This window comes from Candidatus Bathyarchaeia archaeon, assembly GCA_041447175.1.
Taxonomy (GTDB): Archaea; Thermoproteota; Bathyarchaeia; order Bathyarchaeales; family Bathycorpusculaceae; genus JADGNF01.
Genome location: CP166960.1, coordinates 558,532 through 575,303 on the forward strand (window position 1 = coordinate 558,532; position 16,772 = coordinate 575,303).

General features: G+C 47.7%; 13 protein-coding genes, 2 rRNA genes and 2 pseudogenes. 8 read left to right on the plus strand and 9 right to left on the minus strand.

What is annotated here, in order from left to right; all coding sequences use genetic code 11:
• The first annotated feature begins 295 nt into the window (after positions 1-295).
• Positions 296-1,480: a CBS domain-containing protein gene (locus tag ACBZ72_02895; GenBank protein ID XES77837.1), complete on the plus strand. Its 1,185-nt coding sequence runs from the start codon at positions 296-298 to the stop codon at positions 1,478-1,480.
• Positions 1,481-1,545: 65 nt separating this feature from the next.
• Here the strand turns inward: ACBZ72_02895 and ACBZ72_02900 are convergent, their stop codons facing one another.
• Both ACBZ72_02900 and ACBZ72_02905 read right to left on the minus strand, forming a co-directional pair.
• On the minus strand, positions 1,546-2,364 hold the full coding sequence (locus ACBZ72_02900) for a dihydroorotate dehydrogenase electron transfer subunit (protein XES77838.1): 819 nt from the start codon (positions 2,362-2,364) through the stop codon (positions 1,546-1,548).
• Positions 2,339-3,256: a dihydroorotate dehydrogenase gene (locus tag ACBZ72_02905; protein ID XES77839.1), complete on the minus strand. Its 918-nt coding sequence runs from the start codon at positions 3,254-3,256 to the stop codon at positions 2,339-2,341. Before ACBZ72_02905 ends, ACBZ72_02900 begins: the two co-directional genes overlap by 26 nt.
• A gap of 202 nt (positions 3,257-3,458) precedes the next feature.
• Between ACBZ72_02905 and ACBZ72_02910 the strand changes: the two genes are divergently transcribed.
• The gene (locus ACBZ72_02910) at positions 3,459-5,033 is read left to right on the plus strand and encodes a radical SAM protein (protein XES77840.1); all 1,575 of its coding nucleotides are present in this window, start codon (positions 3,459-3,461) and stop codon (positions 5,031-5,033) included.
• A 70-nt stretch (positions 5,034-5,103) separates the two neighbouring features.
• Positions 5,104-6,048 carry a UbiA family prenyltransferase gene (locus ACBZ72_02915; GenBank protein ID XES77841.1) on the plus strand — a complete coding sequence of 315 codons (945 nt, stop codon included), beginning with the start codon at positions 5,104-5,106 and terminating at the stop codon, positions 6,046-6,048.
• Between the two features lie 122 nt (positions 6,049-6,170).
• Here ACBZ72_02915 and ACBZ72_02920 read toward each other — a convergent pair whose 3' ends face one another.
• Positions 6,171-7,091 (minus strand): restriction endonuclease, encoded by a 921-nt coding sequence (locus ACBZ72_02920; protein ID XES77842.1) that lies wholly within the window; start codon positions 7,089-7,091, stop codon positions 6,171-6,173.
• 135 nt (positions 7,092-7,226) lie between these two features.
• Between ACBZ72_02920 and rrf the strand changes: the two genes are divergently transcribed.
• Together rrf and ACBZ72_02930 are read left to right on the plus strand one after the other, a co-directional pair.
• Positions 7,227-7,346, plus strand: a 5S ribosomal RNA gene (gene rrf / locus ACBZ72_02925).
• Between the two features lie 794 nt (positions 7,347-8,140).
• Positions 8,141-9,635: ribosomal RNA gene (locus ACBZ72_02930) — 16S ribosomal RNA — on the plus strand.
• Between the two features lie 408 nt (positions 9,636-10,043).
• On the opposite strand, the gene ACBZ72_02935 is transcribed toward ACBZ72_02930, so the two are convergent.
• Positions 10,044-10,250, minus strand: coding sequence for a hypothetical protein (locus ACBZ72_02935; GenBank protein ID XES77843.1), 207 nt, complete (start codon positions 10,248-10,250; stop codon positions 10,044-10,046).
• 414 nt (positions 10,251-10,664) lie between these two features.
• Here ACBZ72_02935 and ACBZ72_02940 point away from each other — a divergent pair.
• The 3 genes and pseudogenes from ACBZ72_02940 to ACBZ72_02950 all read left to right on the plus strand — a co-directional run bounded on the left by ACBZ72_02940 (position 10,665) and on the right by ACBZ72_02950 (position 11,678).
• Positions 10,665-11,015: pseudogene (locus ACBZ72_02940) on the plus strand (phosphate ABC transporter ATP-binding protein).
• Positions 11,001-11,102 (plus strand): annotated as a pseudogene (locus ACBZ72_02945) (ATP-binding cassette domain-containing protein). Before ACBZ72_02940 ends, ACBZ72_02945 begins: the two co-directional pseudogenes overlap by 15 nt.
• Positions 11,103-11,501: 399 nt before the next feature.
• The gene (locus ACBZ72_02950; protein ID XES77844.1) at positions 11,502-11,678 is read left to right on the plus strand and encodes a TRAM domain-containing protein; all 177 of its coding nucleotides are present in this window, start codon (positions 11,502-11,504) and stop codon (positions 11,676-11,678) included.
• Between the two features lie 148 nt (positions 11,679-11,826).
• Here ACBZ72_02950 and ACBZ72_02955 read toward each other — a convergent pair whose 3' ends face one another.
• The 5 genes from ACBZ72_02955 to ACBZ72_02975 form a co-directional block, all read right to left on the minus strand.
• Entirely contained in the window at positions 11,827-12,732 is a 906-nt protein-coding gene (locus ACBZ72_02955) for an inorganic phosphate transporter (protein ID XES77845.1), read from the minus strand.
• A gap of 8 nt (positions 12,733-12,740) precedes the next feature.
• A complete protein-coding gene (locus tag ACBZ72_02960) occupies positions 12,741-13,415 on the minus strand; it encodes a DUF47 domain-containing protein (GenBank protein XES77846.1) in 675 nt (224 codons plus the stop codon).
• Between the two features lie 202 nt (positions 13,416-13,617).
• On the minus strand, positions 13,618-15,060 hold the full coding sequence (locus ACBZ72_02965) for a glycosyltransferase (protein ID XES77847.1): 1,443 nt from the start codon (positions 15,058-15,060) through the stop codon (positions 13,618-13,620).
• 2 nt (positions 15,061-15,062) lie between these two features.
• On the minus strand, positions 15,063-15,794 hold the full coding sequence (locus tag ACBZ72_02970) for a polysaccharide deacetylase family protein (protein ID XES77848.1): 732 nt from the start codon (positions 15,792-15,794) through the stop codon (positions 15,063-15,065).
• A 20-nt stretch (positions 15,795-15,814) separates the two neighbouring features.
• Positions 15,815-16,696 (minus strand): potassium transporter TrkA, encoded by an 882-nt coding sequence (locus ACBZ72_02975; protein XES77849.1) that lies wholly within the window; start codon positions 16,694-16,696, stop codon positions 15,815-15,817.
• Between the last annotated feature and the right edge of the window lie 76 nt (positions 16,697-16,772).

Genomic DNA, 16,772 nt, shown 5'->3' on the forward strand with positions numbered 1-16,772 from the left:
GTTTCCGTGATTTGGCATTTTTTTGTTTTTTCTCCCTTTAACCTTAATACTATGGTTTGCTGACGCCCTTACAATCCACGCGGGACCTAAGTGAGGTGTTCTGGAACAAAGATATGTTTTTCTGTATTCCGAATCAGCGTATTATAGAAGCAAGAGTGTAGCTTATAGGTGATTTTCCTTTTCAGGAATATAATGCTTTATTGTTACATCCTGAAACAACAAGTTCCCCAGTAACAGAAAAGCTTGGAATGTTTAAATTCTACTTTTTCCAAATACGGAGATGGAGCATTAAGTTATGATGAGTCCAGTTTCTGTGGAAGACGTCTATTCAACAACGTTTTACACCGTTAATGAAAACGAAACGTTGTCGACTTGTTTGGAGATGTTTAAAAAGAAAACTCCACCCGTTTTAGCCGTACTTGACGACAAAGACAAATATGTTGGTGTTATCTCACGGAGATGGATTGTCCGCGCAAGACTTGACCCTGCCACAACCAAAGTTAAGTCCCTGATGCGTCCTGCACCTAAAGTGGAGCTTAATCAATCCTTGAGTAAGGTAGCTCGGCTTATGATACAAAGCGGCGTGCGGCAGCTTCCTGTTTTTGAAAAGGACAGGCTTTTGGGTTTTGTCACTGACGAAGATATTATTCATGGAGCCGTAACTCAAGAGTGGGGCACCACGCCTGTTGAGCAGATTATGACCAAAGCGCCCTTTTCTATTGATACTGTCCGCTCGGTGGGGGCAGTTCTGAGCCTATTTCGGGAGCATGACATCAGTCACGTGCCTGTAGTAGAAGAGGGCAAAGTTGTTGGTTTAATCAGCACTCAGGACATCATTGAAAATGTCTTCCAGCCTAATCAACGCCAAACTTTGGGGGATATTAAAGGTGAAAAGATTCAGGTTCTTAGTATTCCTGCGAAAGGTGTCATGACAAGCCCCGTTGTAACCGTGACCCCTGAAACGTCGCTGAAAGATGCGGAAAGTAAAATGCATAACTTTAACGTTCATTGCCTTGTTACTTTAGCTAAAGAGCGGCTGGTAGGTATAGTGACTAAACTGGACTTTTTGGAGCCCATCAGCCAGATGGAAGACCTTGACCGACGCCTCACCATACAGTTCGCATCCAAAGGCGCCATAATTGGCGAAAACGCGCAGGGTTTCATGATGGGCGAATTTGACAGTTTTGCCCGCAAATACAAGGAACTTTTGGAGTCAGGCACCTTGTTTGTTTACATGAAACTGCACGGAACCAACCACAAAGGACAGCCGTTAATCCACTGCCGCCTACAACTGCGTACCGTGAAGGGCATCCGCGGCTTCTTCACCGCTTCCGCTGAAGGCTTTGGCGTGGAGCCCACCTTCCGTGTTGCGTTGGATCGGCTGGATAAGCGGATTCTGAGAAGCAAGGAACTCTCCTTTGACCCCACCTACGCAAGGGAGTACCTTAGAGGTTACGGGTTCCCCTCCGAGGAATTCTAACCTTCCATCCCCCTTTCTTATCCTCTTAAGATACAGCACGTGTGGCTTGCTGTCCGTCTGGCATTTTAGACTTCGATGCGGCTGCCATCAAACCCCAATCTTGATATGCCCAGCTCGTTTTTCATCTCTCTCAGCTGTGCCAGCGTGAAAACGGGTCCGTCGCGGCAGACGCGGTATTTGCCAATCATGCAGCTTCCACACAATCCGATGCCGCACCGCATAACCCTCTCTAAGCTGGCTTCCAGGGCAACCTTGCGTTTTTCGGCTATGTCCACAATTTTACGCATCATTTTTTCGGGTCCACAGGTGTAAATCATGCTGAATTTTTGGCTGTCCACCAGCTTCTCGATGGGGTCGGTGGCGAGGCATTGAAGCCCGTAGCTGCCGTCTTCGGTGGTGGAGATAGCGCTTTCATCGGTGCATAACGCGTCCAGTTCGTTGAGGAATACGAGTTCGTTTTTGGTTTTAGCGCCCACAATAAAGCTTAGCCGCTCCGCTTTTGCTGCTAAGCGTTTTGCCAAAAACAGCAAGGGCGCGGTGCCTGTGCCTCCTCCGACTAAGAGGGCTCTGCCGCGGGTTTCGGTAAAGCAGGTGCCAAAGGGTCCCCGCACGCCTAGTCGATCGCCAGTTTTCATGGTGTGCAGGTGTCGTGTGGCGTCGCCCACTGCACGGACGCTAACCTGCACTTCTCCGTTGCCTGCGTTAAGAATGCTGAGGGGGATTTCGTCGATGCCCGGTATCCAGAGCATCAGGAACTGGCCTGGTTTGGCTTTGGCGCACAGTTCGTCTTGTAAGGTGTAGGTTTTGACGGTTTCGGTTTCGTCTTTAACGTTTATGATGGGGGTGGTTCTTACGGTGTTAAGCTTGGTGGCATAAGCCGACAATTTCTTTCACACTCCGATATCCTTTACGTTTAAGGTAACTGGTTACTCCACGGTTAATGGCTTGAAACACGCTTGGCTCCTCTGAGGCTACGGCGGTGCCGACCTGCACAGCTGAGGCGCCTGCAAGGAAAAACTCCACTGCATCCTTCCAGTTGGTGATGCCGCCGCATCCGAAAATGGGCAATTTTACGGCTTCGAACACGTCGTAGACGCACCGCAGGGCGATGGGTTTGACGGCTGGTCCTGACATGCCGCCCCGCACGTTGCTTAGAATGGGGGTTTGGGTTTCTATGTCTATGACTACGGCGCGGACGGTGTTGACCACGGTTAGGGCGTCGGCTCCTGCTTTTTCGGCGGCTTTTGCCAGTTCAGTGATGTCGGTAACGTTAGGGGAGAGCTTCACGATGACGGGTTTTTGTGTAGCGGCTTTGACTTTGCAGATGACTTCAGTGAGCAGTTTGGGGTTTTGTCCGATTTCGGAGCCTGTGTATTTGACGTGGGGGCAGGAAACGTTGAGTTCCACGGCGTCGGCTCCGGCGTCGGCTGCTTTTTGGGAAACCAGTGCGTATTCTTCGGCGGTGTAGCCGAAAACGCTTACGATAAGGGGGACTTTGAGGAGGGTTTTGGAGTAGGTGATTTCTTCGGTGTATTGGTTTATGCCGGGGTTTGGGAGTCCGACGGCGTTTATGAGGGCGTTTTTGGCTTGGACGACGGTGGGGTTGGGGTAGCCTGGGCGGGGGTTGACGCCGACGGATTTGGTGACGACGGTTCCTGCGCCGCCTTTTGCGGCTAGCTGGAGGGATTCGGCGGTGTATCCCAGTATGCCTGAGGCTAGGGCGGTTGGGGTTTTGAGCTGTAACTGGGCTATGTTTGTGGATAATAAGTTGCTCAAGGGTGTTTTGCACCTGAAACGTTCTTGTGTATGTGTGTATGTGAACAGAGATAAACCTTATTTATTGGCTTTCTAAGTTAAGGCTATGGAAGTAGTCACTTGTTCATTTGTTTTATGTTGGGATTGCGTTGTACGTTCAACCATAATTATTAATAAGCCCGTGCGACAACCAAGGTAATTCACTCGAAGATGTGAAACATGGATGGCGAACAATACACTAGGAACAAAAATAGTGTTAACTGCGTCCGCCACAGAGATGAGTGAATACGGCAACAGCCAATTCACTGCTTTTGTAGGTGGATTCGCAAGCGGGCCCGTCCCCCGATGGGTATGCCAAAAGTTTTTGTATCCTCCAATTGAACGCAACGGCGACGGCAAGGCAAAAGTTGCCCCCTACGGGTTGCGTAAGGTGGAGGCGCTGCTTTTAGCAAACGGCTTTTCTCCATCCGAAGTTGCAGTGGTGCACCCAAACGATTTATCCCAATTCATTGGATCTAAAACCAAAGCCGTGGGCATATCGTCCATGGACCCGTTAGGCATGGGGTATGTCAGCAAAACTTACTCGTCGCTTATCGGCGGCGGAGAACCCATGAACGCCGTTGAGTTCAAAAATCTTGCCAAACACCCCGCCATACTGCGTTACAAACCCAAAGTTATCGTGGGCGGTTTTGGTAGCTGGCAGTTGGAGCGGAAACATTTGACGCGCGATTATGGCGTGGACTGCCTTGTGATGGGTCCCGGGCAGGAGGGCGTTTTGGAGGCTTTTCAAAAAGCGGTTGCGGGCGAGGCTTTGCCGCAGCGGATTCGTTCACCCAGCAAGGTTGACGAGGAGTACCCTGAGATTAGGCATGCGGCGATTCATGGGGCGGTGGAAATCAGCAAAGGCTGTGGCAGAAACTGTCAATTTTGCACGCCTACAGTGCTAAAAAAGGTGGATACGCCGCTGGAGAAGATAGTTTCAGAAGTAGAGGTTACGGCGCGCGAACAAGGAGAGAAGGGCGCCCACATAACGTTGGTGACTGAGGATTTGTTCCTTTACGGCGCCAAAGACAAAACGTTTGTGCCCAACGAGGAAGCCGTTATCAAACTCGTGCGCAGTGTTGCAGCGGTTCCCAACGTGCACGCGATTCAGCCCAGCCACATGTCTCTTGCGCCTGTGGTTTGCAAGCCAGACATGATACGGCAAATCGCTGAAGTCCTAATCGAGCACAGCTGGTATAACCATACCGGCAACCCCATCGTGACTGGCGAGCCGGGCAGCGAAACGGGTAGCGGGCGGCTTATGAAGAAATACATGGGCGGCAAAATGTTGCCCTACAAGCCTGACCAATGGCAAGAAATCGTCACGCAGGCTTTCGGCATCCTTAACGATAATGACTGGTATCCGTTGGCGACTTTGATTGTGGGGTTGCCTGACGAAACCGAAGCCGACGTAGCCGACACCATGGATTTGATGGATGATTTGCGGGGATTCAATGCGTTCTATGTGCCGTTGTTTTTTGTTCCGTTAGAGGACTGTTTGCTGATGAACCGGCAGGGCACCGAAGTGGACTCGCTGACCAAAATGCGCTGGGAGTTTCTCACCCGCTGCTGGGAGTACAACGTGCGGATTTGGCGCAAAACCTTCTTAGGCAACAGGATAACTAATCCGACACTTTTGAGCGTCTTTGACCACGGCGCCATCATGGTTGCCGCCAAAGTTGCCCAAAAATACTACAAATGGAGTGGCGACCAAGAGTTTGCTGACGCCCTCTGGAAACTTGCAAACTGCAACTGACCAGTTTTTTCTTTTTTGCTTTATTTTTGCCTTTTAATTCGCAACCAATACGCATGAAATGAATTCCGTTTTGTTTCATAAACGCTTAAGTAACATGCGGCTCGCTTCAGGGGGCATGCTTCGGGAAGCCAAGGGCTTTGCCCAGTTCATCAGCGTCGAGCGCGGCTTGATGCTTTTCATGATATCCGTCGGCACCGTGTTCCTCACCGCCGGAACCCTTGACTGGAGCGCAGCATTATACCTTGGCGTGACGGTTTTTTGCATTTGGAGTGCGGTTGATGCTATAAACAATGTCTGTGACGTGGATTTGGATGTGCTCTCCGATCCCCACCGTGCACAATTCACCAAGCGACTGGGCAAAATGGGCTTGCTCATCGTGGGCGCCTTCACCGCAATCTCCCTCGCACTGGGCGCAGTAACCATGATTCCCTACGTGGTACTCTTTGTCGCGTTAGGGCTGCTCTTTGGCGTACTCTACTCGGTTCCGCCTTTCCGCCTCCGCAAAACCGCCTACAAACCCCTCGTCAACTTCACCGTTGGCGCCGTCCCCGTCCTCATTGTGGCGTCGTTTTTTGAAGTGTTTTCGGCGCGCGTGGTTTCGCTGGCTATGCTTATCGGCGCAACAACAGCCATAAACAGCCTCTGGGAAGACCTTGCCGACTTCGCCTCCGACTTCAACAGCGGCTCGCGAACGGTGCCGATTATCTTTGGCTTCCGCAAAGGGCTCCTCATAACCATCGTTATGGGGTACGCGATGCTTCCGATGATGGTTTTCGTGGGCATCCTCTTCCAGCTCGCCTGGGTCTACTACGCCTCACTGCTGGGGCTGGCAATGTTCATCACGCTACGACTGGTACAAAAACGCGTCACACTGTTCCAAGACCAAAAAACCGACACCAAAAAACTTCACAAACTTGGCGAAGTACTGGCAAAAGACTTTGTAATAATCGCTATAGTGTTTACGCTGAGTTTAATGATAAGCAGCCTAATAAAAATCAACCCAACATTTTTCTAAAGACGTTCTTAGTTGAAAAAGATGGATACACAATACACTTTAAGTGAAAGGGTTGAAGTGTTAGAAATAAACTTCTGCTTAACTTTGCTTGTTTACGTATACCCAAGTTTGCAATTTTCTTCTTATTCTTCTGCAAAGTAGTCTAAATCAATTTTTTTAACTTCATAACTTGTTACTTCTGAGACACCGATATTAAACTCAATCATTAATTCTGCCAGTTTTTGTCCGTCTATTAAGACTATTTTTGGTGAGTCTATTTTTTCTGTATAAGTAATTGCTTCTTTCGAATAATTGGATGTGGTTATAAAAATGCCTTTGTTTGCACCTTGCCCTTTTAATGCTCCGACAAATCTGTGTATTTCTGGGCTTCCCACGGTTGCAGTCCATCTTTTGGCTTGAAGGAAGATTTTGTCAAGTCCTAACCGGTCTTCCTTTATTATTCCATCGATGCCTTGATCGCCGCTTTGACCTATTGCCCTTCCCGCATCTTTTCTTGAACCGCCATACCCCATTTTTAATAAAAGTTCAACAATTATATTTTCAAAAAAACGCGGAGACACTTTAACGATTTCTTTAAGCAGTTCTTCAATTAACTCAGTTTTTATTCTCTGATGGGCTTCTTCAAGTTTTTCAATTGGGTTCAATGGTTCGTTTTTATCTTTTCGTTTGTTCTCCTTTTGTGTCTCCTCTTTTGTTTCTTTTGGTTTTACGAACTTCACGAATTCAGGAAATCGTTTAAGATAATTAACGTTTATTCTGGAGGGTTTGGTTCTTAATGCTTTGTTTCCCCTTTCTGTTATTTTATAAAACCCTCTTCTGGTTGTTTCTATAAGTTCTGCTTTTTCTAAGTATAATCTTGCCCATCTTATCCTATTGTTTATGATCGGCTCAAACTCGCTTGGCAAAAGTTCTTTTTGCTCCTTTTCAGTCAAGTTAAAAGCACTGTAAATTTGTTCTCTGACTTCATTCAACGAGTGCTCTTTGTTATCCTTCAGAGACTTTAAAAATGGGAGCATGACAGTTTCGTAGTCAGGGATGGGCATACAATTGTGTAAGTATGTTTTGTATAAAGATTTTTCGTGATTAACTACAAGCTGGTTTATGAATCAATCCTTGTTTTTCTATGGGTGCCACGAAGCGGAAGGTTAATTTGGGTGTTTGTTACATTAGGCTAACTGTTTGCCGGCCATTGGGCGCGGGTTCCACCTGATCCCGTTCCGAACTCAGAAGTTAAGCCGTGTTCCGTTCCCTGCTGTATTGCGGTCTTCGGCCGCGAGAACCCGGGAAAGCTGGCAACACTTCTACCCTTTTAATTTTCAGCTTTCACCTCAGCCTTTTTCGTTGGGGCCGTCTCAGGTCATTAGTCTGCATACTTTTGTGAACCCCAAAGCTGCTGTCCCACACCGCGTCTGCCGCCATGGACCTATTTGGATGCTAATAACATATCTATGCAGAACCTATAGAGGGGTCTATCGGGAAATTTTGAGCCATACACTTGAAAGCAGAAAGACGTAGAATATAGGGGTGGGCTTGAACGGTGTGGTGCCCTGCTGGCAGAGACTTTAGCACACGCAACCGCGGGCGTTAGCAAAAAAGGCGCAAATTCGCATCTGATTACGCTAATTGGTGCCCTTTCAAACTTCTCTCTTGACGCCAATGTACTTAAAGTATGCAACTGTGCGCTTGTGAATCAGCGAAAAACTACACAAAACAGCAAAAGAAACAACTCACAATCCACAACCCGCGATTAAGCAACATTTATTTCTTCGCCTAACAAAATGTTTATATGTGCTGAATGTGCATCATGGTAAAGTCAGCTAAATCAGCTGCCCCGCAATATCAACATATGGCGGCGGCTCAACCCCAACCGAACCGGCGAATACGCCTTGCAGGGATGCGGGAGTTGGCCTCCAATTGCGGGGACACACATGTAGACCTGACTAATTGCTCAGTTAGGTCTGAATTGGGCTTTGACGTTTGTGGAGTAGATCTCCCTCCAAATCCAGTAAAAAGTTAAAGGCAATTAGCGAAAAACGTACACATAATAAACCATAGCAACCGACAGTTCAGCGGAGTCGCATTGAGGTGCGTAACTCCGGTTGATCCTGCCGGACCCCACTGCTATCGGGATGAGACTAAGACATGCTAGTCGAGCGCCTCCCAGCCATGTGGGAGGAGCGGCGTACAGCTCAGTAACACGTGGCTAACCTGCCCTTGGGATAGGAACACCCCCGGGAAACTGGGGCTAATTCCCAATAGGTGGAAAACTCTGGAATGAGTTTCCACCCGAAAAGACATCTGGAGCATGCTTCTAGGTGCCGCCCAAGGATGGGGCCGCGTCCGATCAGGTTGTTGGTGAGGTAATGGCCCACCAAGCCTATTACCGGTGCGGGCCGTGAGAGCGGGAGCCCGGAGATGGGTACTGAGACAAGGGCCCAGGTCCTACGGGGCGCAGCAGTCGCGAAACCTTTGCAATACACGCAAGTGTGACAGGGTCATCCCGAGTGCCGACCGCTGAGGTTGGCTTTTACCCAGTCTAGACAGCTGGGGGAATAAGGAGAGGGCAAGTCTGGTGTCAGCCGCCGCGGTAATACCAGCTCTCCGAGTGGTGTGGACGTTTATTGGGCCTAAAGCATCCGTAGCTGGCTGAACAAGTCCCCTGTTAAATCCACCGATTTAATCGTTGGCGTGCGGGGGATACTGTTCGGCTAGGGGACGAGAGAGGCAGACGGTATTCTCGGGGTAGGGGTGAAATCCTATAATCCCGGGAAGACCACCAGTGGCGAAGGCTGTCTGCTAGAACGCGCCCGACGGTGAGGGATGAAAGCTGGGGGAGCGAACCGGATTAGATACCCGGGTAGTCCCAGCTGTAAACGATGCAGACTAGGTGTTTGGACGGCCACGTGCCGTTCTAGTGCCGCAGGGAAGCTGTTAAGTCTGCCGCCTGGGGAGTACGATCGCAAGATTGAAACTTAAAGGAATTGGCGGGGGAGCACCACAAGGGGTGAAGCTTGCGGTTTAATTGGAGTCAACGCCGGAAATCTCACCGGGAGCGACAGCAGAGTGAAGGCCAGATTAAAGGTCTTGCTAGACGAGCTGAGAGGAGGTGCATGGCCGTCGCCAGTTCGTGCCGTGAGGTGTCCTGTTAAGTCAGGCAACGATCGAGACCCGCGTCCTCTGTTGCTACCAGTTTTGCGCTGGGCACACTGAGGAGACCGCCACTGATAAAGTGGAGGAGGGAGCGGGCCACGGCAGGTCAGTATGCCCCGAATCTCCCGGGCCACACGCGAGCTGCAATGGCAGGTACAATGGGTTCCAACCTCGAAAGGGGGAGGCAATCTCGAAAACCTGCCGTAGTTGGGATCGAGGGCTGTAACTCGCCCTCGTGAACATGGAATCCCTAGTAATCGCGTGTCATCAGCGCGCGGTGAATACGTCCCTGCTCCTTGCACACACCGCCCGTCGTTCCACCCGAGCGACTTTTGGGTGAGGCGTCGTCTTCTTGGCGGCGTCGAATCTGAGTTTCGTGAGGGGGGAAAAGTCGTAACAAGGTGGCCGTAGGGGAACCTGCGGCCGGATCACCTCCTAAGAAAGCACTTTGCTTTTTACTGGAGGAGCAAGGAGAACGCCACAATCCTGAAATTCAGGGAAACGTCAAAGCCCATTCATTCACATGTGAAAAAAGAGCAAAACTTTTGTCTGTCAATACCCTAACATAACAGTTTGTTCCAATTTTTTACAAGGCTTTACTGATTTCAACTTAGAATTAAACTTTTAAAACATTAAGCTTCCTTTTAAACTGCGTGTTTCAACAAAAATATGGGGCGTTACCTTCAGTTTAAAGGCCTAACACGCCCTTTGCTTAGTTTTCTTTGCTTTCTTGTTCTGTGCTTGCTTCTTCCTGTCTGTCTTCTTCTCCTGGAAGTACCTCGTCTGTTTCGGTTGCCCGCGTATTTAGATTCTCCCTTTCATTCTTCACAAAACTAACTTTACCCCTAATAGCTTTGAGCCGCTCCACCTCTTTTTGCGATTATGCTCATTCTTCTGAGTGCGCTTTGAATTGAGAATTCAGGGTAACTCAACAGCACCTGTAAGGTTAACTCGTGGGGTGTATCTGTTACGATTTCTGTGCTGACGAGCATGCGGCGGGCGAAAACTTTTGATGTTTTGCCGTTGTTTGGTGGATAAGGTGTGTTACCCACTTTTTTGGGAGCGAAATAGTGTAGGTGGAGTTACCTGTGAACTGCACTTTCCTTGTCTCCTCATCCTGCCTTCGTAACACCTTGGAAAAGCCCCTGCTGTGTACTGTGAAAAATAGTGTTGGAATAAATTGGTTTTCTATATAATCTGTGGATCACTAATTAGTCTATAACAACTATTGTCGAAACCGATATAGCGATTACTGCTTGCAAAACGACAACAAAACATGTGTGTGACCGAAAAAGCCCTACACAGCCAAATCAAGTTGCTGGCAAGGCCTTATTTGGAAGTTCATGTTGAAGGGAGGAATACCTGTGGGAAAGGTCCAAACCAAAGGATTCAACTTATGGTTTAGCAACAATCATGTGCTTAAAGACATCAACATCGAAATCACTGAAAACGCTGTAACCGCCGTTATGGGTCCTTCAGGATGCGGTAAATCAACGCTTATTCGGTCAATCAACCGCATGAACGACCTCATAAACGGATGTAAAACATCAGGCGATATATTTGTTGACGGACAAAACATCTACGGCGCCAACAGCGGAAACGTTTACGACCTCCGCCGCAGGATTGGCATGGTATTCCAAAAACCCAACCCCTTCCCAAAATCCATCTTTGAAAACGTAGCGTTTGGGCCAAAAATTCACAAAACCGCCAAAGGCGAAAAACTACGAGAAATCGTCGAGCAAAGCCTTCGCGGATCTGCCCTTTGGGATGAAGTTAAAGACCGCCTAAACGACAGCGCTTTAAGCCTTTCTGGAGGGCAACAGCAGCGACTTTGCATCGCTCGCGCGTTGGCGGCTGAACCTGAATTGATTCTTTGGATGAACCTTGCAGTGCCCTTGACCCCGCCGCGACTGCTCGCATTGAATCGCTTGTGGTTGAGCTAAAAAGAAATATACTGTCATAATTGTCACTCACAATTTGCAGCAAGCAACTCGCGTTTCTGGCTTCACAGCATTCATGTATGTTGGTAAGCTTGTGGAGTTTGGGGAAACAAAACAGGTTTTTGAGCATCCTCAGACTGTGTTGACAGAAAGATACATCGGAGGAAAATTCGGATAGCACCTTTGCTTTTTTGTGTTCCACGAAATGGGCAGCAATGTCTAAAACCTTTCTTTCTTTGGGTTGTGGTTATATGTTAGTGTGTGATGGTTGTATGGACAGAGGTTTGATGAGTCATTAGTCCCAAGAAACGCTCGCCCAGAAACGCCAAAAACAAGCGTTCCCTAAGCATAAGCGATTTGCCCGTGCAGGTAGATCAGGAATACGAGTTTGACATAATTCAAATGAGCCCCAATGGAGAAGGAATAGCCAAAGTCAAAGGTTACTCAGTTTTCATTAACGGCGCCAAAACCGGTGAGCATGTACGTGCACGAGTCAAACGTGTGGACCTCCTTTGTGCAGACGCTGAACTCACCCGATAGAAGCGATTAGTATGCCGCTTTTTCAGTGTTTCAAGTGTAACCGAAAAGTGCGCACCCAATACGAGTTAAGCTGCACTGGTGATGTCAAACGGAACGTGGAGAAGGCACCTTGGTGCTGTGGTGAACCCATGACTGAAATCATGGATGACTAACCTAAAAGTAAGCCCACAAGAAAACTTAGCAGAGGCGCGGCAACCCACCCCAACAGTATAATCAAAAAGGGCTTAAGTGAAACAAACCTTGTTTTGTAGGCAAATCCCGTTCCAAAAACTGCTGCGGTGGTTGTTTGTGTATTGGATAGGGGAATATTGAAAATTGTAGCTGCCTCCACTAAAATGGTGGATGCTATCAAGGTTGCTTCTGCGTTTGCGTACCGCATTGAAAAGAATTCCTCCGAGATTCTACTTATCGCGCCTTCGCCCAAAAGAAACGAACCTGCAAATATCCCTCCAACCGCCGCCAAAACCGTGAATGCATCAAAGCCTCCTGTGGCAACAATTAATCCAAGTGTGTTGGCGCCCAAGACGTAAGCCGAAGTAAACGACAGCACAATTAGCAGTACTTTGTATGCTTGTAGTCGACGCCAGAAATTTCTTGGCCAGCTGCGGGTCAGGCTTCGGATCAAGAAGTAGGCAAAAACGAATGCGGCTACTGGGGCAAAAACCCAAGTGAAAGACACCAGAAGCATATAGTTGCCGCTTAAGCCTGCATTGCCCGCGACTGAGAATCCAGCAAGCAGACCAACCAATGACATATTCAACGACATCGGCACGCGCATTACTGATGCTACAACAAAAACTAAAATCGAAACAAGCAAAGCCTCCAGCCGCAAGACTGCCGAAGCTTCAGGAAACAACACCCCCACTGATTGCGCCATAGCTGAACCTTGCGCCAAAAGCCCAACTGCAAACCCTGCTGCCCCCAGAAACATACCAAAGCGTTTGGTTATGATTCGGGAACCTACTGCTGGTCCTACGCATGCCGACAGGTTATTGCCTGAAACCAGCATAACCGCCAGAAAGGTTAATGCCACAAGGGCAATTGAGAGCAACATTTGAGTTCTCACTTAAAGATTGAAGTAACAACTGAAATGATAAGGTCCGAGAGGTCTTCGCAGCAATCCAAGATATCATCTGTTTTATGCAGCAGTCCGCTGTAGTGGTAAAACTGCAGAAAATGCATCTTCGGAGCCGCCGCGTACAGTTCGTCAAAACTTGCGTCTTTGATGTCGTCGCCTTCCTCTTCTATTGCTTCAACTTCTTTACCCAGACGCAAAATTTCTTCAATGTTATCCGTGGAGAGTGCCTGTTTGAGTTTGTTTAGCGATTGGTCGGCAAGTTCAAACAGTTTTTGGTAAACTGACGCCCACTCTGCTTGTGGCGACGTTTTATTGTCTTCCATTTTTGCTTTGGACATTCGTCCTAATTCTCGGCTTAGATAATAGTATAGGTCTACTATGTCGTCGGCTACGTGGACGCTGCGTAGGAGGTTATCAATGAGGTTTGGGCTGATGGCTCCGCCTGTGATTTGCTCGCTTAGTTGAAAGGCGATTTCGTCAGCTTGCCTCTCCAAGTTCCGTACCGCCTGCATGTCAGCGTTAAGTTCTGGGTTGTTGTAGCCGGACTTGAACATTTTTTTGACAATGATGTTGGCTTTAGCTGCTGTGTCAACGATTTGGAAAAGTTTGTCAAAAATGCTTCTTTCGCCGATAACCAAGATTCTTTTAAGGTTTTTCAAAAGCAGAGTTCCCCTACAATAGGTATTGCAAAGTTGTCTATTAAACTTCGAGGTTACCTACCTTCTTTGGGTGAGGGCGAAAACTAATTGCCCCCTTCTTGTTTTCTCCATGTTTATTATGAAAAAGGGGTTGGGTTGTTTTGTACTTGGTCGAGAGGTGATTTTGACTTAATTTTTAGCAAGAAAAAGTGTAGATTTGTGTTTATCTGGTTAGCCATTTGTTCTTTTTGAGGCTCAATACGGCTGGAAACAGTACCCATGGGAGTATAAGCGCGGAAATGAGGTTCATGACTGGCTTATATACCCAATGTTTTGCGGTGGGGTCTCTGAATTTGTAGTCCACTCCGTTGAATAAGCCGATAAGTAGTTGTGAGGCAACGAAGATGAAGGGGTACCAGTAAGAATGCAGAACCAACGGGCCGTAAATGAAGATTGATACGATAATCGCTGGGGCAATGAACGTGGACATAAATTCCAAGTAGAACAACATTGCCATTATAGGATTTTTACGCCAGAAGAATGCGCTAACAAAGAATGTTGAACGTAAGTAACCCTTCTTCCATCTTATCTGCTGCCTAATGTATTGACGAGGTTTTTCGGGTACATCCGTATGCACTACAGCGGTGGGAACATACGCGGTTCTCCATGTCATCATCGCATGTGACGTTAATCCGCGGTCTTCAGCGTCATCATAACTAGCCATTGATATGAGCAGCTTCTTTCTAACGGGTGCCAACTGCCCTTTTGCCCACGGCGGTGCAATAGCATAGGTTGTTAAGTTTCTGTCATCACCGTATTGGGCTGAGTCGTTAGCCCAGAACGTTATGAATTGACTGATCGCTTCTCGTCTGTACGCAGCCAAACATCCGGAAAGGCAGAGAACAGTGCCAAAAACGCTTTCGCATGTTTTGCCGATATTGAATGAGTAGTCATACCATACGTCTTGGCATTTGGTAAGCAGGTTTTTGCTGGCATTTAAGACTTTGCCGTTGCCGACTAATCCTCCGACTTTGGGGTTTGCCTGGAAGGTTTTCATGAATTCTTCGATTGCATACTTGTCCACTATGCTGTCTGAATCGATGAGAACTATGAAGTCTGCTTTAGACGCGTGAAATCCTGCTGCCACAGCGGTTCGTTTGCCCCCGTTCGGTTTATGGATAACTCTTAGGGAAGGGTTTTTTGCTGCCAGATTATCTAAGACTTCTGCGGTGTTGTCTTTGCTGCCATCGTTGACTGCTATTACCTCTAAATTTGTGTACGTGGAACCGTATATTGCGTTGATTACCTTCTCGATTAGGTTTTCTTGATTATAGATTGGAATTATTACCGAAACTAAATCATCGGGCGGTTCTTTTGATGGTTTATGCTTGTAAAACACCCAACCTATTACGAGCAGCAGTATCGCATGTATCGGCATAAGCGTCGAATACACAATGAGGGGGTCACCAATCGACAAAGCTATGTCCACATTGTAAATCATGAAGCCAACAAGACCCACAAGCATCAAACTGCGGATAACCCATGCTCGGTTGCTAACCTGTATTCGCCCTGTTTTTGAGATACGTTGCTTGCTGTGACTAAACAAATCATCTTGCTCAACGTTTAACTCAAGTTCTACCTGAGGCACTTCTTCGGTACATGTCATGCCTAAATGCCTCGTACAGTAAGAGCCAGTCCCGTCAGTTCAGAAGCATTCACAAATTCAAAATCGCCCGTAACCAACGATTCGATATAGACAGCTATGTAGGTGGATGGGCAAGTGTCATCAAACTGGATTATTAGCGGCTGATTTGTTGAGGCTCGATTCAGAATTGTTTCTGGCTGAGAAGATTGGGCTTGAACGGTTGTGGCTTCAAATTTTATGAATTGGTCGTTTTGGTAGACGTTGTACTGGCTGTTATAGGAAAAGTCAGCGAGTATGCCACTGCGGCTAAGCAGCGAGTAGATGTCTTCGTCGGTTGCTTGAGCTGGAGCTTGGAATGACTTCGAGTCAAGGTTGCCTGCTTGGTCAACTGCCTCTTTGCCCTTGGCAACTTCTTGCAGTTTAAGGGAGTAGTCATAGATGTTGGTTAGGTTGACGTTGCTGTATGTGAGGCTGCCAATGTCGACTTTGTCACCAAAGACTGCGACAGTCTGTGGGTTCTCTTCAGCTACCTGGCCAACAATGAACACTGTTGCCGACAGATTGTATTGGTCTAATATGGATGAGAGGTTTTTGCACCATTCCACACTGTTATCTGGGTGGGTTACGCTGAAGCTGAGCATAATCTCCTGTTTCCCATTGAAGCCTGCGGGGTGAAAATAGAGTGGGCTTATTAGTACAAAGCCCACCGCGATGACTATGGTTGTAACTAAAGTAGCTGCAAGTTTAATGTTCAAAAGATTCCCCTTCTAAACAATCAAGCGGTTGTGCGAGCCTCTATCCCAAGTGGCTCGTCGACTGCTACTGTAACCTGTTGGGTTTTTTTGCAGTGCTGTTCGTATGTTGAGTTTGATTGAATGGCGGCGTTGACTATGGAAGCGGGAAAAACCTGCCGTGAAAGCTCATAATACATGCGGGTGTCCTTCGGTAGGCAGTGTCCACCAATTCCTTGTTTTGCTTCCAAAATGTTTTCGTTCCACTTCGAGTTTACCGCAGCTCGGAGCTCCTCAAAAGCCAGTCCCTGCGAGTCACAGAACATTTTTAGCTCTTCCGCGAAGGCTATCTCGACAAATCGGTGGGTGTTTTCAATGACTTTTGTGAGCTCTGCAATTTCTGTAGACGATACCGTGTGGGTGGGTATGCCTAAGAATTCGTTGTAAAAAATTTGTGCTTCTCTGGTGCAGCAAAGGTTACATCCCGCCAAAACACGCAGCTGATTTACGCCATGCTCATCTTTTTCAGGACCATAATAACGGTGAGGAACATGAGCAACGTGAAGTCTATGACTTAGGATACTGCAAATTTTCTGGCTTATGCCCTTGGGTATGGTGCTCTCAATTGTCACTAACGCACCCTCTTTACCTTCTTGGGCTAACCTCTGAGCAGTCCCCAAAATCCCATCAAAAAACGGCACAAACATGTTCCGAGGGTTATGAGTAGAAACACAAACCATATAGTAGTCATACCCCTCAAACGTGCCCGCTTTCTGGTCAATTATTCCATTATCAATTGCCCTTTGAGCAGTCGCCTGATTTATGTCATAACCATCAGCAAGTATGCCCTTCTGCGCCAAATACTCCGCATTACTGTAACCGATTTCACCAAGTCCAATTATTAGTACTCTTAAGTCTTTTTTCATGAGAATCATCACAATTGGGGAGTGGTTCCGCTTGAACAACCTATAAACTTTGTCGTATGCATGTTGGTCACAAATA